18 protein-coding genes are annotated in these 20,008 nt (G+C 67.0%); 10 read left to right on the forward strand and 8 right to left on the reverse strand.

Annotated features, from left to right (window positions below):
- Nucleotides 1-202 precede the first annotated feature (202 nt).
- From ACW179_RS08355 to ubiG, 4 genes are all read right to left on the reverse strand, one after another.
- The gene (locus ACW179_RS08355) at nucleotides 203-508 is read right to left on the reverse strand and encodes a glycine zipper 2TM domain-containing protein (RefSeq protein ID WP_492063833.1); all 306 of its coding nucleotides are present in this window, start codon (nucleotides 506-508) and stop codon (nucleotides 203-205) included.
- Between the two features lie 120 nt (nucleotides 509-628).
- On the reverse strand, nucleotides 629-1,624 hold the full coding sequence (locus ACW179_RS08360) for a glycine zipper 2TM domain-containing protein (protein ID WP_492063834.1): 996 nt from the start codon (nucleotides 1,622-1,624) through the stop codon (nucleotides 629-631).
- A 117-nt stretch (nucleotides 1,625-1,741) separates the two neighbouring features.
- Nucleotides 1,742-2,131: a hypothetical protein gene (locus ACW179_RS08365; RefSeq protein WP_492063835.1), complete on the reverse strand. Its 390-nt coding sequence runs from the start codon at nucleotides 2,129-2,131 to the stop codon at nucleotides 1,742-1,744.
- A gap of 34 nt (nucleotides 2,132-2,165) precedes the next feature.
- Complete coding sequence (gene ubiG / locus ACW179_RS08370; protein ID WP_492063836.1) at nucleotides 2,166-2,936, reverse strand: bifunctional 2-polyprenyl-6-hydroxyphenol methylase/3-demethylubiquinol 3-O-methyltransferase UbiG; 771 nt, start codon at nucleotides 2,934-2,936, stop codon at nucleotides 2,166-2,168.
- A 171-nt stretch (nucleotides 2,937-3,107) separates the two neighbouring features.
- Here ubiG and ACW179_RS08375 point away from each other — a divergent pair, with 171 nt between their 5' ends.
- Together ACW179_RS08375 and ACW179_RS08380 are read left to right on the forward strand one after the other, a co-directional pair.
- On the forward strand, nucleotides 3,108-4,355 hold the full coding sequence (locus ACW179_RS08375; RefSeq protein ID WP_492063837.1) for an aspartate kinase: 1,248 nt from the start codon (nucleotides 3,108-3,110) through the stop codon (nucleotides 4,353-4,355).
- Between the two features lie 233 nt (nucleotides 4,356-4,588).
- Nucleotides 4,589-5,053 (forward strand): hypothetical protein, encoded by a 465-nt coding sequence (locus tag ACW179_RS08380; protein ID WP_492063838.1) that lies wholly within the window; start codon nucleotides 4,589-4,591, stop codon nucleotides 5,051-5,053.
- Between the two features lie 5 nt (nucleotides 5,054-5,058).
- Here ACW179_RS08380 and ACW179_RS08385 read toward each other — a convergent pair whose 3' ends face one another.
- Nucleotides 5,059-5,979 (reverse strand): CE1 family esterase, encoded by a 921-nt coding sequence (locus ACW179_RS08385; protein ID WP_492063839.1) that lies wholly within the window; start codon nucleotides 5,977-5,979, stop codon nucleotides 5,059-5,061.
- A 156-nt stretch (nucleotides 5,980-6,135) separates the two neighbouring features.
- Here ACW179_RS08385 and ACW179_RS08390 point away from each other — a divergent pair, with 156 nt between their 5' ends.
- Nucleotides 6,136-7,080: a DMT family transporter gene (locus ACW179_RS08390; RefSeq protein WP_492063840.1), complete on the forward strand. Its 945-nt coding sequence runs from the start codon at nucleotides 6,136-6,138 to the stop codon at nucleotides 7,078-7,080.
- On the opposite strand, the gene ACW179_RS08395 is transcribed toward ACW179_RS08390, so the two are convergent.
- Nucleotides 7,081-7,653, reverse strand: a complete 573-nt coding sequence (locus tag ACW179_RS08395) for a hypothetical protein (protein ID WP_492063841.1) — start codon at nucleotides 7,651-7,653, stop codon at nucleotides 7,081-7,083.
- A gap of 147 nt (nucleotides 7,654-7,800) precedes the next feature.
- On the opposite strand from ACW179_RS08395, the gene ACW179_RS08400 reads away from it, so the two are divergent.
- The 4 genes from ACW179_RS08400 (at nucleotide 7,801) to ispG (ending at nucleotide 13,109) form a co-directional block, all read left to right on the forward strand.
- The gene (locus ACW179_RS08400) at nucleotides 7,801-8,250 is read left to right on the forward strand and encodes a hypothetical protein (RefSeq protein WP_492063842.1); all 450 of its coding nucleotides are present in this window, start codon (nucleotides 7,801-7,803) and stop codon (nucleotides 8,248-8,250) included.
- A gap of 226 nt (nucleotides 8,251-8,476) precedes the next feature.
- Nucleotides 8,477-10,741: a phosphoenolpyruvate--protein phosphotransferase gene (gene ptsP, locus ACW179_RS08405; protein ID WP_492063843.1), complete on the forward strand. Its 2,265-nt coding sequence runs from the start codon at nucleotides 8,477-8,479 to the stop codon at nucleotides 10,739-10,741.
- Nucleotides 10,742-10,897: 156 nt separating this feature from the next.
- The gene (locus ACW179_RS08410; RefSeq protein ID WP_492063844.1) at nucleotides 10,898-11,923 is read left to right on the forward strand and encodes a helix-turn-helix domain-containing protein; all 1,026 of its coding nucleotides are present in this window, start codon (nucleotides 10,898-10,900) and stop codon (nucleotides 11,921-11,923) included.
- A gap of 49 nt (nucleotides 11,924-11,972) precedes the next feature.
- The gene (ispG, locus tag ACW179_RS08415; protein ID WP_492063845.1) at nucleotides 11,973-13,109 is read left to right on the forward strand and encodes a flavodoxin-dependent (E)-4-hydroxy-3-methylbut-2-enyl-diphosphate synthase; all 1,137 of its coding nucleotides are present in this window, start codon (nucleotides 11,973-11,975) and stop codon (nucleotides 13,107-13,109) included.
- 180 nt (nucleotides 13,110-13,289) lie between these two features.
- On the opposite strand, the gene ACW179_RS08420 is transcribed toward ispG, so the two are convergent.
- Nucleotides 13,290-13,751, reverse strand: coding sequence for a MarR family winged helix-turn-helix transcriptional regulator (locus tag ACW179_RS08420; protein WP_492063846.1), 462 nt, complete (start codon nucleotides 13,749-13,751; stop codon nucleotides 13,290-13,292).
- Nucleotides 13,752-13,894: 143 nt separating this feature from the next.
- On the opposite strand from ACW179_RS08420, the gene mhpT reads away from it, so the two are divergent.
- Nucleotides 13,895-15,115, forward strand: coding sequence for a 3-(3-hydroxy-phenyl)propionate transporter MhpT (mhpT, locus tag ACW179_RS08425; RefSeq protein ID WP_492063847.1), 1,221 nt, complete (start codon nucleotides 13,895-13,897; stop codon nucleotides 15,113-15,115).
- A 328-nt stretch (nucleotides 15,116-15,443) separates the two neighbouring features.
- Entirely contained in the window at nucleotides 15,444-17,744 is a 2,301-nt protein-coding gene (locus ACW179_RS08430) for a TonB-dependent receptor (protein ID WP_492063848.1), read from the forward strand.
- A gap of 165 nt (nucleotides 17,745-17,909) precedes the next feature.
- Here the strand turns inward: ACW179_RS08430 and ACW179_RS08435 are convergent, their stop codons facing one another.
- Nucleotides 17,910-19,289, reverse strand: a complete 1,380-nt coding sequence (locus tag ACW179_RS08435) for an aminotransferase-like domain-containing protein (RefSeq protein WP_492063849.1) — start codon at nucleotides 19,287-19,289, stop codon at nucleotides 17,910-17,912.
- 94 nt (nucleotides 19,290-19,383) lie between these two features.
- Between ACW179_RS08435 and ACW179_RS08440 the strand changes: the two genes are divergently transcribed.
- Nucleotides 19,384-19,992, forward strand: coding sequence for a LysE family translocator (locus ACW179_RS08440; RefSeq protein ID WP_492063850.1), 609 nt, complete (start codon nucleotides 19,384-19,386; stop codon nucleotides 19,990-19,992).
- Nucleotides 19,993-20,008: the final 16 nt, after the last annotated feature.

The following is a 20,008-nucleotide window of genomic DNA, read 5'->3' on the forward strand; positions in this document are numbered from 1 at the left end:
GCAAGGCGCACGAGGCAATGCGCTGGCCCCCAAACGCAAAGCGCCCCGGCTTTCACCGGGGCGCTCTGACGTCGATTCCGGCTATGGCTTAGAGCCCTTTCCGACCTGATGGCTTCATCAGGGTCGGACGAAAAGGGCTCTAAATCAGAAGTTTAGAGCGTTTTTCGATCCGATAACCGTTTCACACTTATCGGGAAACGCCCTAGCGGCGATAGCGGTACTCGTAGTGGCACTTCTTCTTCTTGGCGATCTGGTTGCCGGCCACCGCGCCGACCACGCCGCCCAGGATGGCGCCTTCGGTCTTGGCGCCATTGCCGGCGACGGCGGCGCCCAGCGTGCCGCCGGTCAGACCGCCGATGACCGTGCCCTTCTTGCCCTTGGTCTTTTCACAGACCTTGATGCGATAGCGTTCGCCGCGCGGTTGCGCCTCTGCGGCGCTGACGGCCACGGTCGAGGCGGTGAAACCCAGGGTGAGGGCGATGAGGATGGCTTTGGTGTGGGCGCGCATGGCGTGCTCCTTGTAGATTTTGTGGATGTCCCTGACGCAGTAACGCCCTTGGCGGCCGTTGGTTCGCGTCAGGTTTAACAGTCGGCTTGAGGTGTCTGGTCGGTTCCGCTCGGGGCCCGATCAGCCCTCGATCCGGAACCGGCCTTCGGCATCGGGGCAGACGCGAACGTAACGGGTTTCGGTGCGGCCGTTATATTCGGTCGGGGCCGGGGCCAGGCGGCATCGCTCTTCGCGGGCGCTGTAGGTGCGGCCGTCAGCGCGGCCGTCGCGGTAAGCTTCGGTTTCGTCATAGGTCCAGTAAGCGCCGCGTGTGTCGCATTTGGATTTCGCGGTTGAATTGCCCACCGCCGCGCCGATGCCGGCCCCGACCAGGGCGCCCAGTACGGTGCCTTCGGGCCTGGCGTTACGGGCAGCGGCGTTGGAGCCGACCACCCCGCCGGCCAGGGCCCCGATCACGCCGCCGATCAGGGCGTTTTTCTTGGCGTCCTGGCGGCACGGGTCGCTGGTATGGGCGACATTGCCGCTGTTGACGCCGCCGGCATAGGGCGCGCCAAAGCGCCCGGCATATTGCGGATTGCGCCGGTCATAGGCACCGCCGCCGTAGCGACGGTCATAGTCGGTGCGAGCCCGCTCATAGTCGGCGCGGTCGCGTTCCCACTGTACCCGCTGGGCGGCATAGGTGTTGTCGATCCGGAAGCGTGCGGCGGTCTGCGGGTTGCGGCGGTCATAGGCCCCCTCGCCGCGACGCCGGTCATAGGTGCGGCGATTGCGCTCATAGGTCTGGCGGGCGCGCTGGAAGGCGGCCGACTCGGCGCGATAGGGGCCTTGCGTGAACCGCGTCGCATATTCGGGATAGCGACGGTCATAGGCCCCGGCCCCGTAGCGGCGGTCATAGTCGCGGCGGGCCTGCTCGTACTGAGCGAGGTCGGCCTCATAGGCCCGCTGCTGCGCGCTGTAGTCGGCGACCTGACCGTTATAGGTGGCGCGCTGGTCGCGGTAGGTTTCCAGGCGGTCCTGGTAGGTGGCCTGGGCGGCGGGAGTTTGGGCGAAGGCGGGCGCGGCGGCACCGCAGACGACGCTGGCGGCCATCAGGATGGCGGTGGTCTTGCTGGTCATGGAATCTCTCCGTTCGTGGAACGGATCGACGTCCTTGCCCCGACGGGCCGCCAATCCTGCACAGTGTCCCTGTGGTGAGCATAAGCCCCCGGGACGGCGCAGGTTCCTTGGCGGGGCTCAGTCGCTCAGCCACTCGACCTGGAACTTGGTACCCGTCCACAGGACCGCCGCTCCCGATGACTCTTCAAAGCCGAACAGCAGATCACCTTTCGCCAGATCGACATCGTTGCGCGTGCATTTCCCGCTTTCCGGGCCGTAATAGCCCTTGCCGCAAGCCGTCTTGTAGCGGCCGGGCTTGTCCACGACCGCCAGATAGTCGGGTACCTTGTCCAATCGGAGGGGCAGTAGAACCGGTGTATCCGGCTTCACCCCGCGCTTGATGCTCAGCACCACGCCATTCGGGGACTGCCGAAACGTCGCGATATCCGGTCGTCCATCGTGGTCGAAGTCACCGGCGAACGGCGGCCGGGCCAGCGTGGCCAAGGCCAGGAGCAGGGTGATGAGCATAGGTCGCCTTCGGCCTTCGACAACCCAAGGTAGCTCAGTCCCGCGTTACGGTCATCATGTAGTTGATGTCGCTGTCGGCCGAGCGGCTCCAGCGGCCGGTCAGGGGATTGTAGGTCACGCCGAACGGGCCGTGCATCTGCACCGGCTCACCGGCCAGGAAGGCGCGCAGCTCTTCGGGCTTCAGGAACTGCTTCCAGTCGTGGGTGCCGGCCGGCACCCAACGCAGCACATATTCGGCACCGATCTTGGCCAGGGCCAGGGCCTTGAGCGTGCGATTGAGGGTGGCCACGATCATCAGGCCACCGGGTTTCAGCAACTGCGAACAGGTGCGCAGAAACTGCCCCGGATCGGCGACGTGTTCGATGACCTCCATGGTCAGGACCACGTCGAACGGCCCGGCGCCCTCGGCCAGCAGCTGTTCGGCCGTGGCGGGGCGGTAGGTTATCTCCAGACCCTGCTCGGACGCGTGGGTGGCGGCGGTCTTGATGTTCTTTTCCGAGGCGTCGATGGCGGTCACGTCAAAACCCAGTCGGGCCATCGGTTCGCTGAGCAGGCCGCCGCCGCAGCCGATGTCGAGCAGGGTGAGCCCTTCGAACGGCGCGCGCGCATTGTTGTCGCGGTCGAACCGGTCCAGCGCCTGCTCGCGGATGAAGGCCAGCCGGCAGGGGTTGAACACGTGCAGCGGCGCGAACTTGCCCTTGGGGTCCCACCACTCGGCGGCGATGGCCGAGAACCGCGCCACGTCGGCGGGGTCGATGGACCAGGAGGCGGGCGGGGCGGTGTCGGGTGAGGCGGCTTGGCTCATGTCGCCACTATATCACGCCGGGCGCCTCGCGGCGTCGCATCCGAAAAAAGACAGCAGCGCGACATTGCCGTTGCGCCATTGCGCCGCTAGAAGGCCGGGGCTTGCGCGACGGGGAGTGATCCAGTCGGGTGGGCGCAAGAAAAAACCGCTATCGCTTGAGGGTTTGAAGACGTGTCTCGTCTGGTGATGAAGTTCGGCGGCACCTCCGTGGCCGATCTGGAGCGCATCGCGCGGGTGGGCCGTCTGGTCGCCGCCGAGGTCGCGACCGGCAAGTCGGTGGCTGTCGTGGTCTCGGCCATGTCGGGCAAGACCAATGAGCTGGTCGCCTGGACTGACGGTGCCGGCCGCGCCGCGCCGGGCCTGCCCGAGTCGGACGACGAATACGACGCCATCGTCGCGTCGGGCGAGCAGGTCACCGCCGGCCTGCTGGCCATGACCCTGCGCCACATGGGCCTGAACGCGCGCTCGTTCCTGGGCTGGCAGGTGCCGATCATCACCGATGAGGCCCATGGCCGCGCTCGCATCGAAGATATTCCCGCAGCCAATCTGGAAGCCTGTTTCGCGGCCGGCCAGATCGCCGTGATCGCCGGCTTCCAGGGCGTCACCGCCGGCGGCCGCATCACCACGCTTGGCCGGGGCGGTTCGGACACCAGCGCCGTAGCCATCGCGGCGGCCGTCAAGGGCTCGTGCGACATCTATACCGACGTGGACGGCGTCTACACGACCGACCCCCGGATCGAGCGCAAGGCCCGCCGCCTGGCCAAGATCTCATACGAAGAAATGCTGGAAATGGCCTCGCTGGGGGCCAAGGTGCTGCAGACCCGCTCGGTCGAGATGGCCATGGCCCATCGCGTCCCCGTGCGGGTGCTGTCGAGTTTCGTCGAGCCGGGTGAAGCGCCCGGACAAGGTACGATCGTCTGCGACGAGGAAGAAATCATGGAAAAGCGCATCGTCTCGGGCGTCGCCTATAGCCGCGACGAGGCCAAGATCACCCTGCTGGGCCTGCCCGACCATCCGGGCGTTTCCTCGCAGATCTTCGGCCGCCTCGCCGACGCCAATGTGAATGTCGACATGATCGTGCAGTCGCGCGCCCGCAGCGCCGACACCGCCAACATGGAGTTCACGGTCGGCAAGCGCGACGCCCAGCGCGCCGTCGAGATCGTCACTGCCGCCCAGAAAGAGATCGGCTTCGAGGCCGTGGCCATCGACGAGGATGTCTCGAAGGTCTCGGTGATCGGGGTGGGCATGCGGAGCCACGCCGGCGTCGCCCAGTCGATGTTCCAGGCCCTGGCCGAAAAGAACATCAACATCCAGGTCATCTCGACCTCGGAGATCAAGATCAGCGTCCTGATCGACGCGGCCTATACCGAACTGGCCGTGCGCGCCCTGCACGCGGTGTATGGGCTGGACCAGCTGTAAGCACCGACGCGCGGACGCCCCCTCCGTCACGCTGCGTATTCGCAGCGCGCCACCTCCCCCGCAAGCGGGGCAGGACGGTGAAGCTGTTCTTCTCCTGCCCCGTAGCGAAGCGTGCGGGGGAGGTGGCGCGGCGCGAAGCGGCGTGACGGAGGGGGCGTCCGGCAGTTGACGGCCTTGGCTCGAAACGTCATCGAGTCACGCTAACACTCGGTCAGCCTGACCACGAGACCCCCATGCCTGACGTCTTCAAGTTCGACCCCGCCGCCAAGACCGTCACCTTCGAGGGCGATGAGGGCCTGGAGCTGCTCTACGACCTGCTGCTGCGCGCCAAGTTCGGTGACGGCTATGAAAAGCCGCTGCTGGTTAGTCCGTGGCTGGCGGCCCTGCTCAAGCGGCTCGACCAGGCCCTGCCCGACGACGGCCAGTGGTTCCCGGAAAAGCCCGGCCAGCCGATCTTTGATACCGACGACCTGCTGGCCATGGGCGACGCGGTGATCGAGGAAGGTCACACGGTCGGCTGGTGGACCATGAGCGAACTGGAAAAGCGGGTCTATCTGCGCGAAACCATCGCCGCGCCGCACCCGCTGACCGACCTTGAGGTCGAGTTCATCGAGGCCGACATCGACGCCGCCCTCGAACAGGCCCGACGCCTGGTGCAGGACGCCGACGAACCCCTGGCGATGCCGGGGCACGGCTAGGGGGGCTACTCCCGCCGATACCGCGACACGAAGGCCCAGAGGGCGTCATTGTCGGCCAGCCAGGTGTGGGTGCCGCCGACCGTCATGCGGCCCACCACGTCGGCCTCGCCCCTGCAGCCGGTATAGCGCTCTTCATAGACGCCGGGTGAGACCCAGGCGGTGGTCGGGGCGGTCTGGCAGCCGTTCAGGGCGGCCCAGCGCTGCTCGGCGGCGTGCATCGTATACTGCCAGTAGCCCGCGCCCCCGCCTTGGGTGGGATTGGTCGTGTCGTTGTCGCCGGCAAAGGCGATGACCGGCATGGGCCGTGACGGCGTGCAGGTGGCCGGATCGGGCTCTTGCGGATTGTCTGCTTTCGGATTGCCGGCCCTCAGCCCCACCACCGGGGCGATGGCGGCGTAGCGGCCGGCCTCGACGCAGCCCAGCCACGAGGCCATGCGGCCTCCGCCCGACAACCCCGTGACATAGACCCGGGCGCGGTCGACGCAGCCGTCGGCGGCGAGGCTGTCGACCACTTTTGCCAGATAGGCCACGTCATCGGCGTCCGAGGCGTCAGGGATCTTGCCCGTTACGGTCGGCACGCCGGGAATGTTCCAGGCAAAGCCTGAGCGGGCGGCGATAGCCGCGTCTGGCGCAATGACGATGAAGCCCGCGCGGTCGGCGGTGGCCTCCAGCTTCGACGCCGCCAGCATCTGGGCCCCGGTGCCGCCGCTGCCGTGCAGCAGGATCAGCAGCGGGGCAGGTGAGGCCGGGTCCGCCGAGGCCGGGCGATGCAGCAGCAGGGGGCGACCCGCCTGGCCGATTTCGACCCGCGCGGTGACACCCGGCGCGCCCACCGGGCAGGCGGCGAGGGCCTGGGCGCTCCAGCCCAGCACGGCCAGCGGCGCACACACCCGCAGCAGCCAGCGGCTCAAGGCAAACTTCGGCATCAATATCCCTCGCGTCCTGTCGGGCGAGTTTAGAGCCTGGCCAGTCTGAGTAAACCGGTGGCGGGTGCTGGCGGGGAGGCGGGCAGCCCCCGGCGTGGCGGCCTCTTTACACGCTTTGGCCAAGCCAAGCCTTGTACCGCCTGCTAATTCGCCTGCATGACCAACCCCCGCAACCTTGTCCTCGGCCTGCTGTGTGGCCTGATCGCCGGGGCGTTCTGGGGCGGGGTATTTCTGGCGCCTTTGCTGCTGGAGGCCTTCACCCCGCTGCAGATGACCGCCGGGCGCTATGTCGCCTATGGCCTGGCTTCGCTGGTGCTGCTGGCCCCCACGGCGCGGGCGGTGTTCGGCCGGATGACGGGCAGGGACTGGCGCGACCTGGCCCTGCTGAGCCTGCTGGGCAACCTGATCTATTATGTCGGCCTGGCCGTGGCGGTGCAGAACGCCGGGGTTGCGGCGGCCTCGCTGATTATCGGCCTGCTGCCGGTCACGGTCACCCTGGTCGGGGCCAGACCCGGTGAAGGCGTGCCGCTACGCCGGCTGGCGGCGCCCCTGGCCCTGCTGGCGGCCGGGGTGGTCTGCATCAATGTGGACGTGTTCCGCAGCGGGGAGGGGGCGCCCGCGCCGCGCCTGATCCTGGGCGTGCTGGGGGCGGTGCTGGCCCTGGCGGTGTGGACGCTCTACGCCGTCTGGAATGCCCGACGGCTGGCGGTGACGACGACTTTCAACAGCCATGAGTGGTCACTGCTGACCGGGGTGGTCACCGGCGGCCTGTCGCTGGCCCTGGTGATCCCGGCCTTCCTGCTGCCCGGCGCAGCCCATCTGCCGGCGGCCTGGGGCCTGTTCTGGGGCGTCAGCCTGGCGGTGGCCCTGGGCGCCTCGGTGATCGGCAACGGCCTGTGGAACGCGGCCAGCAAACTCTTGCCGCTCAGCCTGTCGGGCCAGTTGATCGTGTTCGAGACCCTGTTTGCCCTGCTCTACGGCTTCCTGCACGAAGGCCGCTGGCCGCGCCCGTTGGAGGGATTGGCCATCGCCCTGATGCTGGCCGGGGTGCTGTGGTCGGTGTCGCTGCACCGGCCGAGGGCGGTGGCGGTTGTGGGCTGATCAGCCAGTTCTGGCCGCAACCCGCAGCAGGCGCTGCCGGAGCCACCACACGCCAACCGGCGGATAAAAACATAGCAAAGCCGTACCCAGGATCTTGCCCGATGAAGCGGGCGTGGGGCCGGGATCGGCGGCTTCCAGCGCACTGGCTGTTTGGTAGAGGCAAAAAACAACGGTTACGAGCAGTAGGACAGCCAGGAGCATGTTTCCGGACGGATAGACAGAAAGCGCTCCGTATGCCGAAAGCAGGGGAGGAGCGGCGAAAGTCCACTCGATCCATGCCGGGCGGACCTGATCGTTCGTGGCCGCTGCTGAGACCCGATATATCGACCACATCCATCCGACGGTGATCGAGAAGCTCAGCCATCCCAGCCACATCACCTCCTGAACGGATTGCGGCGCGCTGATTGCGACCCGGATGGCGGTCGGGAGAATGCTGGGGCCAACAATAAGGATAGTGAGGATCAATGGCGGCAGCGTCATCACTTTCTTCGCTACAGCCAGTCCGGGTGTCACGCGGCTACTCCATCCCTGCACCAACATCGCCACTTGGGTTGCGGCGAGATTGTCCGTCAAGCCTTGCCATGCCTTCCCACCAACATGACCGGAACCTGAACACCCCCGTTCAGATCGGGTTCAAGCGCTGGTCCCTAAAACGGAGATCAACAGCGCCGCACCGGACATCTCCCGGATCTGGCGACGCTTCTCGCAAGGAGAACCGCCATGAAGACCCTGACCAAGACCCTGATCGCCGGCGCCGTTGCGGCCGCCATGATCGTTCCCGCCTCGGGCGCCCTGGCCGGCGAGAAGACCAACAAGGCCATACTGGGTGCCGTGATCGGCGGCCTGGCCGGCGCGGCCCTGGGTGACGGCGACAGGGGCGCCATCGCGGTCGGTGCGGTGGCCGGCGCGGCCATCGGTGCCTCCAGCGCTCGCGACAACCGCGACCAGCGCCATGGCTACGGCTATCAGAGCCGCCCCGACTACCGCGGCTACAGCAATGGCTACAGCAACGGCTATCAGGTCCGCGACAGCTACGGCGACCAGCGCCGGGACACCTATCGCCGCGACGATTATCGCCGCGACCGGGACCACGACTACAGCCGCGACCGCGACCGCCGCGAGGCTCGCTACGACCGCGACCGGCGTGATGACCGCGACTATCGCCGCTAGGTCCTGATCCCGGGCCGACGCGACGAAGACTGGCGCTGCTTCCTGTTGGGGAGCAGCGTCTTTTTTCGTGTCTGGGGCGAGACAATCTTCGCGTCAGGCGGCACCAGGCGCTGTGCGCTGCGCGAAATCTGCTATAGCGCCCTTGAGGGGCGAAGCGGCTTCTTAACCCCTGCGGGTTTGAGTCGGGCTTTACCGCTTCGGACCATAATGAGAGCGCAAGGACGTCATGGTGACATCCGGCATCGCCGTTCGAGGACCCCGCAGTCTGCTTCGGCAGATTCGCGAGGCCATGGCTGGGGCAGGCCCCGCCCAGGGCAAGCTCGACATGGTGGTGCGCACCATCGCCATCTCGATGGTCGCCGAGGTGTGCTCGATCTATCTGCGCCGCGCCTCCAACGATCTTGAACTGTTCGCCACCGAGGGCCTGGCCCCCGAAGCCGTCCACGTCACCCGGCTCAAGCCCGGCGAGGGCCTGGTCGGCGAGACCATGCGGATCGGCCGGCCGCTGAACCTGTCGGACGCGCCCAACCATCCCGCCTTCGCCTATCGTCCGGAAACCGGTGAAGACCCCTATCACGCCTTCCTGGCCGTGCCGCTGCTGCGCGGCGGGCGCTCGATCGGGGTGCTGGTGGTCCAGAACCGCACCGAGCGGGTCTATGGCGAGGAAGAGGTCGAAGACCTTCAGATCATTGCCATGGTGCTGGCCGAGATGGTCAGTTCCAGCGAACTGCTGGGCCAGGGCGAACTGAAGGACGTCGAGATCGCGCCCCACAAGCCCGAGCGGCTGAAGGGCGCGCGGTTCGCCGAGGGGCTGGCCTATGGCGTGGCGGTGCTGCACGAACAGCCGGTGGCCCCCGAGCAACTGCTGTCCGACGACTCCGCCGCCGAGGAAATTCGCCTGAAGGCGGCCGTCAGCGCCCTGCAGAGCCAGATCGACGAGATGCTGGAAGGGCAGGGCGGGCTGGTGGGCGCGTCCTACGAGGTGCTCGACACCTATCGCCTGTTCGCCCACGACAGGGGTTGGAACCGGGGCCTGGAAGAGGCCGTGCGCTCGGGCCTGACCGCCGAGGCGGCGGTGGAGCGGGTGCGCTCGGAGCATCGCGCCCGTCTGGGCCAGGCTCGCGATCCCTATCTGCGCGAGCGGCTGCACGACCTGGAAGACCTCAATGACCGCCTGCTGCGCCACCTTTCAGGTGACGTCCATGCGGTGCGCAAACTGCCCGACGACGCCATCCTGATCGCCCGCAACCTCGGTCCCGCCGACCTGCTGGAATATGACCGCACCAAGCTGAAGGGCATCCTGCTGGAGGAGGGCTCTGCGGCCAGCCACGCCGGGATCGTGGCCCGGGCGCTGGATATTCCGTGCGTGGGTCGCCTGGCCGGCCTGCGTGACCGGGTCAGCGAGGGTGACCCGGTGGTGGTCGACGCCGAGACCGCCGAGGCCTGGCTTCGTCCACGTCCGGACGTGGTCAAGTCCCTGCGGGCCCGGATGGAAGTGCGCGCCCAGCGCAAGGCCGAGTTCGCCCGCCTGCGCGATACGCCTGCCTTCACCAAGGACGGCGACAAGATCACCCTGCTGATGAACGCCGGCCTGGCCGTCGATCTGGATATCCTGGGCGAGACCGGGGCTGAGGGCATCGGCCTGTTCCGCACCGAGTTCCAGTTCATGGTCGCCGAGGAAATGCCCCGGCTGGAGGCCCAGACCGCGCTCTATGAAAAGGTGCTGGAAGCCGCCAACGGCATGCCGGTCACCTTCCGCACCCTGGATCTGGGGGGCGACAAGCTGCTGCCCTATATGGAGATGGAGCGCGAGGACAATCCGGCCCTGGGCTGGCGCGCCATCCGCATGGGCCTGGACCGGCCCGCCCTGCTGCGCATGCAGATCCGCGCCCTGATCAAGGCCGCCAACGGCCGGGCCCTGAGGATCATGTTCCCGCTGGTGGCCAGCGTCGACGAGTTCCGCGCCGCCCGCGCCTTTGTCGATCAGGAAGTGGCCTGGGCGCTGAAGCGCGGCCGACCGGCCCCTGCGCGCCTCGATGTCGGGGCGATGATCGAGGCACCGTCGTTGCTTTGGCACCTGGATGCCCTGCTGCCGATGACTGATTTCGTCTCGGTCGGCACCAATGACCTGATGCAGTACCTGTTCGCAGCCGATCGGGGCAATCCGCGCATGGCCGACCGCTATGACACCCTGTCGCCGGCCGCGCTGCGGGCGCTCAAGACCATCCAGCAGGCCTGCGCCGACACCGGTACGCCGGTGTCCGTCTGCGGAGAGATGGCGGGGCGGCCGCTGGAAGCCTTCGCCCTGGTGGCCCTGGGCTTTGACCGGCTGTCCATGCCGCCGGCCGGCATCGGCCCGGTCAAGCAGATGGTGCTGTCCTGCGACCGCGAGGCCGCCCGCCGCAATGTCGAGGCCCTGCTCAAGGGGTCGGGCGGTTCGCTCCGTGGTGAGATTGAAACCCTTGCGCGCAAGCTCTACGTCGCTGTCTGATTTGCAGGCAGTTAACCATGCTGGGCAGTTTAGTGCATTGAATACCGTAACTTAGTTTGATATCCACACAGGACTGTTAAGGCCTTCGTGCAGGACGAAGTGGGGGTGGGGCGTTGGGCTCGCGCACCGCATTTATTTTGGGGTGATGTGGCCGCCATGCCGCTGGACACGGGCAGTGTGAGGCATCTGAATCTGGTCTCCGACGCCGATCGCGACGAGGGGTTCGTCGCCATGGGCCAGCCGTCGGTCGACGAGGGTGTCGATATCGGCGCTGCGCTGCGCGCCGCCCGCCTGTTCCGCGGCATGACCACCCGGGACGTGGCCGACGCCACCCGCATCCGCCAAAGCTATATTGAGGGTCTCGAAGACCTGCGGCTCGACGAGCTGCCGTCGCGGCCGTTCATGATCGGCTATGTCCGGGCCTACGCCAATCTGCTGGGACTGGATGGCGAAGCCGCTGTCAGTCGCTTCAAGAACGATGTTCCCGACGACAGCGAACCGCTACGGGCACCCATAGGCGTGCGCAGCCAGAGCGACCCGCGCATGGGCCTGATCCTGGTGGGCGGCCTGCTGGTGGTGGGCGCCATCGGCCTGTGGAACGTGGCCCAGCGGGCCATGTCCAAGGACACGCCTTCCGCTCAGGTGGCCCAGACGGCACCCCGCGCGCCTGCAGGCTCGGGCAGTGGCAATGGCTCGGTGTCGCTGGGCGCGCCCCTGCCGGCCCCGGTCGAAAGCACGACGCCCGAACCCTACAAGACCCCTGGCCTGGACGATGCCGCCGCCAACGGCGGTTCGGCCGACGCCGCCTCGGCTGCCTCCAAGGCCCGCGCTACGGCCCTGGCCGAGTCAGGCGGGGTGATCGACGCCGCCCATGTCGCCGCTCTGGGCAGTCCGTTCAAGTCGCGGGGTGTCATTCACGGCGCGGCCGCTGCCGACAGTTCGGGCCTGATCCTGCTGGCGCGAAAGCCGGCCTCGCTGACGGTGCGCGGCGCTGACGGCTCGATCTATTTCAGCCGCTGGATGGCGGCGGGCGAGGCCTTCCGTGCGCCCCGCTCGGCCGGCCTGACCGCCGATGTGTCCGACCCGACGCTGTTTGACGTCTATACCGGCGGTGTGCTGACCGGCCGCCTCACCGCCTCCCAGACGGCGCTGGGCAAGCTGCTGGTCAAGCCTGTGGGATAGAGCCAATCGCGGCCTTGGGTTCCGCCCGCAAAAGTCCTAGATTGTCGTCATGGCTGCAGATCACACCCACGTCCGTCCCTGGCGCGCGATCGAGCGTCGCAAGTCGCGCAAGATCCGCGTCGGCTCCGTCGAGGTCGGGGGCGACGCGCCCATCACCGTCCAGTCGATGACCAATACGCTGACCAGCGACGCCGCCGCGACGCTGGAGCAGATCCGCCAGCTGGAAGAGGCCGGCGCCGATATCGTGCGGGTCAGCTGCCCTGATACCGACAGCACGGCGGCCTTCAAGACCATCGCCCGCGAGAGCCGTGTGCCGCTGGTGGCCGACATCCACTTTCACTACAAGCGCGGCATCGAGGCGGCGCAAAACGGCGCGGCCTGCCTGCGGATCAATCCGGGCAATATCGGTTCGCCCGACCGCGTGCGTGACGTCATCCAGGCGGCCCGCGATCACGGCTGCTCGATGCGGATCGGCGTCAATGCCGGCTCACTGGAGCGCGAACTGCTCGAAAAATACGGCGAGCCCTGCCCCGACGCCATGGTCGAGAGCGCGCTCAACCACGCCCGCATCCTGCAGGACCACGACTTCCACGAGTTCAAGATCAGCGTTAAGGCGTCCGACCCGTTCATGACGGTGGCGGCCTATTATCAGCTGGCCGAGCGCATCGACTGCCCCTTGCACCTGGGCGTCACCGAGGCCGGGGCCCTGCGCACCGGCACGGTCAAATCGTCGATCGGCATCGGCTCAATGCTGTGGGCCGGCATCGGCGACACCATCCGTGTGTCCCTGGCCGCCGATCCGGTGGAAGAGATCAAGGTCGGCTTCGATATCCTCAAGTCGCTGGGCCTGCGCCACCGTGGCGTCAACATCATCGCCTGCCCCTCCTGCGCCCGTCAGGGCTTCAACGTCATCAAGACGGTAGAGGCCCTGGAAGAACGCCTGGCCCACATCAGCCAGCCGATGTCGCTGTCGATCATCGGCTGCGTGGTCAATGGTCCCGGTGAGGCCCTGATGACCGACCTGGGTTTCACCGGCGGCGGCGCGGGCTCGGGCATGGTCTATATGGCCGGCAAGCCCGACCACAAGCAGTCCAATGACGGCATGATCGACCATATCGTCGAACTGGTGGAACAGCGCGCAGCGGAACTGAAGGCCCGCGAGGCCGAGGCGCTGGCGGCGGAGTAGGGGGGGGGGGAGCCTTCCAGCGTCATGTGAATTCACATGACGTGTGCACTATGGTTCTGAATCATAGGCTTGGCGCTTGATTGCCGGCTGAAGCCGCGCAATCTTTCGGCCTCCGCGCTAGTCTTTTGTTTTTATGCGCGTTTCATTCCGAAAACCGGTTCTCACTTTTCGGAACGCGCTTTAAATCGCGGCGATTCGCTCCAGGGCAGCCAGCATCCGGCCCTGATCCAGATCGCCCAGGGCTTCTACGACCTTACGATCGTGTGCGGCGTGAGCAATTTTGGCCTCCCGCAGCAAAGCCTCGCCTGCAGGGGTCAGCGAAACGGCATAGGATCGGCGGTCACCCGGCACAGGGCCCCGGCGCAAGAGGCCTTTTGCCTGCAACTGGTCGAGAATGATCACCAGATTGGGGCGCTGAATTCGCAGTGCGCGGCCTATCACGTGTTGCTGCAGGCCTGGCGTCGCGTCGACGACCATCAGAACCGAAAGATCGGTGACCCGCAGATCGAACGGTTTGAGCGCGGCGAGCAGATCCTTGAACACCGCCACCTGAGCCAGACGCAGCAGGAAGCCCACCGTTGTCTCCAGTCCGCCCATCGAGAGCGGGGTGGCGTCGGCCTTGTCTTCCACAATGTCGATCATCGCTGCTTCGCCCACACCGTTTTTATTCCGCACCTTATGTGGGATTCGCGCAAGCGCCGGGAATAATAGCGACACCCGCTTATAGTTATGCAACGTATCTATTATCGCACCGGAGAGTGCGGCAGGAAACACCGGGAGGCTCCGTGACCCTTCGTAATGATGCAGAGACTCGCAGTCCCCTTCGATTGGCCGCTGTTGCGGTCTGTTGCCTTCTGGCGATCTTCGAAGGTTTCGATCTGCAGTCGGCGGGCGTGGCGGCGCCGCGTCTTAAGCCCGATCTTGGCCTTTCGGCTGATGATCTGGGCTGGTTTTTCAGCGTCAGCACCTTTGGCCTGATGTTCGGCGCGGCCATCGGCGGACGCCTTTCAGATCTTCTGGGACGCAAGACGACGCTACTGATCTCGGTGGCGTTGTTCGGGCTGCTGTCGATCGCAACGGGCCTGGCGACCGATCTCAACAGCTTGCTTATCGCTCGGTTCCTCACCGGCGTCGGCCTGGGCGGCGCCTTGCCCAACCTGATCGCGATCGTGGCCGAAAGCGTTTCGCCCCGGCAGCGAAGCCTTGCCGTCGGCGTTCTGTATGCGGGCCTGCCCTTCGGCGGCGCCCTCGCCAGCCTGGTGAGCCTGGCCGGTGCGGATCCATCCGACTGGCGGATGATTTTCTACGTCGGTGGGGTCGGGCCCCTGCTGGCCCTGGCGGTCGCCATTCCGCTGCTGCCGAACTCGCCCAAAGCGCCGCGCGAACAGGGTGTCGACCAGAAGGCGGGCTTTGTCGAAGCTGCCGTGGGCGGCGGACGCGCTTTGACAACCCTTCTTCTCTGGCTCGCGTTCTTCGTGGCCCTGCTGGTCATGTATCTGCTGCTCAGCTGGCTGCCCTCCCTGCTGATCGCCAAGGGCCTGAGCCGACCCGACGCCGGGCTGGTGCAAATGGTCTTTAACCTGGCCGGGGCCGTGGGCAGCGTGGCTACGGGCTGGCTGATGGACAGCCCGCGTCGCCGCCCCTTGACCATCCTCATGGTGTTCAGCGCCTCGGCTGCCGCCCTGGCGGTCGCGGCCGGCGCGCCGGCCTCCCTGGCTGTATTCCTGATCGTGGGGGCAGGGCTGGGCGCGACCGTCTCCGGGGTGCAGTCCATCGTCTACGGCTTGGCCCCGAGCTTCTATCCGACCCGCCTGCGCGGCACCGGTGTCGGCGCAGCGGTTGTGATGGGACGTCTGGGTTCCGCAGCGGGCCCGCTCCTTGCGGCCGTCCTCCTCGGTGCCGGTCAGCAATCCAGTCAGGTCCTGCTGGCGCTCCTGCCGATCCTGGCGCTTGGCGGGGCAATCTGCCTCTGGCTTGGCAGCCGGCCCACAGCCTCCGACCACTGAGCGAACCCGTCGAGAGACGGCCGGCGACTTCGAGGCCGCAATCAGGACCCGGCTTCGATGTCGGCGGTCACGGCTGCCGGTCAGGTGCGCTGTAAGTGATTGAAGCTAGGGGATTTTTCGCCGCCTCAGCTGATTCCATGTGGGGCTGGAGGGCGCTGAGGACGCCTGCACGTGGCTGTGGCGCAACATTGTTATCGGAATTCTACCGCCTCCCAAGAGCCCGATTGTGTCCGGCATACAATTATGATCTGAAATAGTTAGTACGCATAACAAACAAAGTTCGAGAGCGCCTTCGCTCATCGGATCTGGACGACTAGGGAGAAAACCGATGCCCAGGATTGGGAAAGTCTCCGGCCGCTTGCGGGCCGGGGGGCTGCTGGCTTGCGCCGCTGCCGCCGGAGTTCAAACCATCTCGACGGCGGCCTACGCCCAGGTCACGTCCCCGGAAAACGCCACGGCCCAGATCGAAGAGGTCGTCGTTACTGCACGTCGCCGCGAGGAGCGGCTGCAGGACGCGCCCGTGGCCGTCACGGCCCTCGGGGGCGAAGCCTTGCAAAACCGGGGGGTCGAAAGCGTCGATCAGATCGCCAAGTTCGCGCCCAGCATCCGTTTCGACGGCGCGGCGGCCCTGAGCGGCGGCAACTACAACGCCACGGTCTTCATCCGCGGCGTCGGTCAGAACGACTTTGCCATCTTCAGCGACCCCGGCGTGGGCGTCTATGTCGACGGCGTCTACTATGCCCGCTCGATCGGCGGCACGATGGATGCCTTCGACGTCAGCCGGATTGAGGTGCTGCGCGGCCCGCAAGGCACGCTGTTTGGCAAGAACACCATCGGCGGCGCGGTCGTGATCTCGACGGCCCAGCCGGGCAAAGACTTCGGCGGCAAGGTCGAGGGCACGATCGGCAGCCTGGATCGCCGCGATATCAAGGGTCATGTCGACATCCCCTTGAGCGACAAGGTCGCTGTGCGTGTGTCAGCGGCCCGACTGACGCGCGACGGCTATGGCAAGCGCCTGCTGACCGGTGAAGACCTGGGTGATCGCAACGCCACTGCCGCCCGCGCCCAGCTGCGCTGGCAAGCCTCGGACAACGTCACCGTCGACCTGTCGGCGGACTACACCCGCGCCCGCGAAAACTCGGCGCCGCAGAAGCTGCTGGTGATCGGCGCTGTTCCCGGTTTCGCGGTCGGGCCGTTCATGGCCAACTTCAATACCTTCGTCGCGCCGGGCCTGGGGATCACTGCGCCCAACGGCGCCAGGACCCTCAACACCTCGTTCCTGACCAATGATCCGTATACGACCTATGGCACGGGTCCCAATGTCAACGACCTGGACCTGTGGGGTGCCTCGGCGACCGTGAACTGGGACCTGGGCACCGTCGGGTTCAAGAGCATCACCGCCGTGCGTGGCCTGAAGGCGACCTTCGCCCGTGACGGCGACAATACGCCGTTCACCTTCCGCGAGACCTTCAACCATGACGTCCAGGCCCAATACAGCCAGGAGTTCCAGTTCAATGGCGAGGCCTTTGATGACAAACTGACCTGGGTGGCCGGGGCCTATGCCTTCCAGGAACGCGGCACCGACTCCGGCTATGCCAAACTGGCCCTGGGACTGGCGGCCGGTGTATCGCCCCCGCCCTTCAGTCCCTCAGCGGCCGTCTATACCAAGGTCACCAGCACCACCTATGCCCTGTTCGCCCAGGGCAGCTACAGCCTCACAGAGCGGCTCAGCGCCACGGTCGGGGTGCGGGCCAACCGCGACGAGAAGGACTATGTTCTCGACCATCGCCGCATCCGCGACGGCGTCATCATCGCCCAGCTAACCCGGGGCGGTTCGTGGGATTCCTTTACGCCCAAGGTGGGCGTCGAGTTCAAGGCCACGCCGGACGTGTTGTTCTACGCTTCGGCCGGCAAGGGCTTCAAAAGCGGCGGCTTCAACGCCCGGCCGCTCAATGACGCCTCCGAGGTCACCGAGTACCAGCCCGAGACCCTGCTGACCTACGAGCTGGGGGCCAAGACCGCCTGGTTCGACCGCCGCCTGATCCTGAACCTGGCCGGCTATTTCAGCGACTATCAGGACATCCAGGTGACGGTGAACCAGACGCCGCGCAACTTCGTGGCCAACGCCGCGGCGGGCGAGGTCCGGGGCGTCGAGCTGGAATTGCAGGCCCGCCCCACGGTCAACTGGGGCTTCAACCTCGGTATCGGCCACATGGACGCCAAATATACCGAGGTTGGTTCAGGCCTGGCTGCCGGCCAGCTGCTGCCGATCACGCTGGCGACCCACTTCGTCAAGGCGCCGGAATGGACCGCCAATGGTGGGATCGAGTATTCCCGCGAACTGTCGGTCGGCGGACGGATCGTCGCCCGCGTCGACTGGACCCACTACAGCACCGTCTATAACGACGTGGCCAATGACCGAGACCTGACCCAACCGGCCTATGACCTCTACGGCGCGCGGCTTGGCTACACCTCGGCTGACCAGCTCTGGCAGGTGGCGGTGTTCGGCTCCAATCTCTCGGACGAGCGCTACATGGTGTCAGGCAACGCTTCCAGCGGCTTTGGCCTGAAGGAAGCCAGCTTTGGCCGACCGCGCGAATGGGGCCTGAGCCTGAGCCGGAAGTTCTAGAGCCAAGGCCGAAGGGTTCGGAATCGAACACCGACTCCGCATTTCCCCGCGTAAGCAGGATCCAAGCCGAGTGTCCGGCAAAGGCTCGGTTAGCTCAGCTTGGGTCCCCGCTTGCGCGGGGAAGTGCGGCTTTGAAGAGGGTTCCGAGAGGAGCCATCACCCCCGCTAGATCACCCCCCGCGACCGCTCGTCTGTCCCGGCCGCTGCAGCTGCGACGATCCGCAGGGCCCGCTCCAACTCGTCCCGATCCCGCGCCGCGCCCAGGCACAGGCGCACGCCGCTTTCGAGGCCTGGTTCGACCACCGGGGCGCCGGGCGGGGTGAGTTCGACGCCGGAGCGTAGCGCGCGGCCGGCCAGCCGTTCGGCGTCCAGTTCGGGCATCGGCAGCCACAGGTGCGGGGCGCTGGGGCCGGCGGGAGTCTCCATCACCGGGTCGAGGATCTGGCGGGCCAGGGTCATGCGGGCGGTGATCTCGTCGCGGATCTCGGCGGCGATCTGGTCGGCGGTGCCGTCCTCGATCCACTGGGTGGCGATCAGGCCGCCAAGGCCCGGCGGCGCATAGGCCAGGGCGCGGACCGCGCGTAGCACCCGCTTCAGAGCCTCACCCGGCGGGACCAGCAGGAAGCCGGCCCGCAGGCCGGGAGCCAGGGATTTCGATACGCCCGAGACGTAAAAGGTGCGCTCGGGAGCCAGCACCGCGAACGGCGGCGGGGCGTCAGGCGCGTAGATCCCATAGACGTGGTCTTCGATCAGCCACAGGTCATGCTTGCGGGCCACGGCGGTGATCTGGTCACGGCGCGTGGTGCCCATGATCCGGCCGGTGGGGTTTTGCAGGGTGGGCAGCAGGAACACTGCCCTGGCACCGGTTTCGCGCACGGCCGCCTCCAGCGCCTCGGGGATCAGGCCCTGGCTGTCCATGGCCACGCCCTTGAGCCGATAGCCCATGTGCTCGGCCAGGGCGCGGGCGCCATGAAAGGTCGAGGCCTCGCACAGCACCGTGTCGCCGGGCCGGGCCACCGCGCCGAAGGCCAGCACCAGGCCCTGCTGGGCACCGGCGCAGCAGACCAGACGGGTCCAATCAGCGCCTGCAAGGCCGCCCGTGCGCTCCAGCCAGGCTGCGCCCGCCTGGCGCTGGCGCTCGAACCCGGCGGCGGGGGCATAGTCCAGCACGTCAGCCAGATCATTGCGCCGACGCAGCTTGCCCAGGGTTTCGGACAGGCGCTGGGCGGCCGGTCCCGACGGGGCGATGTTCTGCGAGAGGTTGATCGGCCCAGCGTCGTCGAGCGCGGAGCGTTCGCCGGCTGCGCCGCGCACAAAGCTGCCGCGTCCGACATGGGCCGCAACCAGGCCCGCCTTCTCGGCCTCGACATAGGCGCGGGTGACGGTGCCCAGCCCCACGCCCAGGCGGTGAGCCAGGTCGCGCTGCGGCGGCAGGCGCTGGCCGGCGGCCAGGGCACCCGAGGCGATGTCGGACCGCAGGGCCTCGACCAGCCGCTCATAGATCGGCGCGTCGCCCTGGGGCAGGGCGGGGGACCAGGAGGTCATGGTGGCTCCGTAATTGTCACCATGACAATACTTGTTTTGACTCATGGAGCAATCGGGAACATCACGGTGACATTCTCCAACCTGGAGCGTCGCCATGACCCCCGACCTGCTGCTCGCCTTTGTCCTGTTCGCCTTCGCCACCGCCGGCACGCCCGGCCCCAACAATATGATGCTGCTGGCCTCGGGCGCGAACTTCGGCTTTCGCGCCACGATCCTGCATATCCTGGGGATCAGCGTCGGCCTGGCGGTGATGGTGGTGGCCATGGGCTGGGGGTTGTCTGGGCTGTTTCGGGCGGTGCCGGTGCTGCACGACATCCTCAAATGGGCGGGGGCGGCCTATATGCTGTGGCTGGCCTGGAAGATCGGCACCGCCAGGGGCGTGACCGACAAGAGCGCCGGCGGCCGGCCCATGACCTTCCTGCAGGCCGCCGGCTTCCAGTGGCTGAACCCCAAGGCCTGGGCCATGGCCCTGGGCGCGGTGACCACCTATACGCCCGAAGGCGGTGGCACACTGGCGGTGCTGGTGGTGGCCGGAACCTTCATGCTGGTGGGTATGCCGTGTAGCGCCGCCTGGGCCGGCTTTGGTCAGGGACTGCGGCCTTTCCTCGACAAGCCCGCCGCCCTGCGCGCTTTCAACGTGACCATGGCCGTGCTGCTGGTGGCGTCGCTCTATCCGCTGCTCCACCAGTTCAAGCCGGGGTGACAGCAGCGTGCGAGGG

The sequence above is a fragment of the Caulobacter sp. AVps18 genome (genome assembly GCF_058681425.1).

Coding starts and splice junctions, on each gene's coding strand:
- ACW179_RS08355 (WP_492063833.1), bottom strand. CDS start 508: ATGCGCGCCCACACCAAAGCCATCCTCATCGCCCTCACCCTGGGTTTC.
- ACW179_RS08360 (WP_492063834.1), bottom strand. CDS start 1,624: ATGACCAGCAAGACCACCGCCATCCTGATGGCCGCCAGCGTCGTCTGC.
- ACW179_RS08365 (WP_492063835.1), bottom strand. CDS start 2,131: ATGCTCATCACCCTGCTCCTGGCCTTGGCCACGCTGGCCCGGCCGCCG.
- ubiG (WP_492063836.1), bottom strand. CDS start 2,936: ATGAGCCAAGCCGCCTCACCCGACACCGCCCCGCCCGCCTCCTGGTCC.
- ACW179_RS08380 (WP_492063838.1), top strand. CDS start 4,589: ATGCCTGACGTCTTCAAGTTCGACCCCGCCGCCAAGACCGTCACCTTC.
- ACW179_RS08385 (WP_492063839.1), bottom strand. CDS start 5,979: ATGCCGAAGTTTGCCTTGAGCCGCTGGCTGCTGCGGGTGTGTGCGCCG.
- ACW179_RS08390 (WP_492063840.1), top strand. CDS start 6,136: ATGACCAACCCCCGCAACCTTGTCCTCGGCCTGCTGTGTGGCCTGATC.
- ACW179_RS08400 (WP_492063842.1), top strand. CDS start 7,801: ATGAAGACCCTGACCAAGACCCTGATCGCCGGCGCCGTTGCGGCCGCC.
- ptsP (WP_492063843.1), top strand. CDS start 8,477: ATGGTGACATCCGGCATCGCCGTTCGAGGACCCCGCAGTCTGCTTCGG.
- ACW179_RS08410 (WP_492063844.1), top strand. CDS start 10,898: ATGCCGCTGGACACGGGCAGTGTGAGGCATCTGAATCTGGTCTCCGAC.
- ispG (WP_492063845.1), top strand. CDS start 11,973: ATGGCTGCAGATCACACCCACGTCCGTCCCTGGCGCGCGATCGAGCGT.
- ACW179_RS08420 (WP_492063846.1), bottom strand. CDS start 13,751: ATGATCGACATTGTGGAAGACAAGGCCGACGCCACCCCGCTCTCGATG.
- ACW179_RS08430 (WP_492063848.1), top strand. CDS start 15,444: ATGCCCAGGATTGGGAAAGTCTCCGGCCGCTTGCGGGCCGGGGGGCTG.
- ACW179_RS08435 (WP_492063849.1), bottom strand. CDS start 19,289: ATGACCTCCTGGTCCCCCGCCCTGCCCCAGGGCGACGCGCCGATCTAT.
- ACW179_RS08440 (WP_492063850.1), top strand. CDS start 19,384: ATGACCCCCGACCTGCTGCTCGCCTTTGTCCTGTTCGCCTTCGCCACC.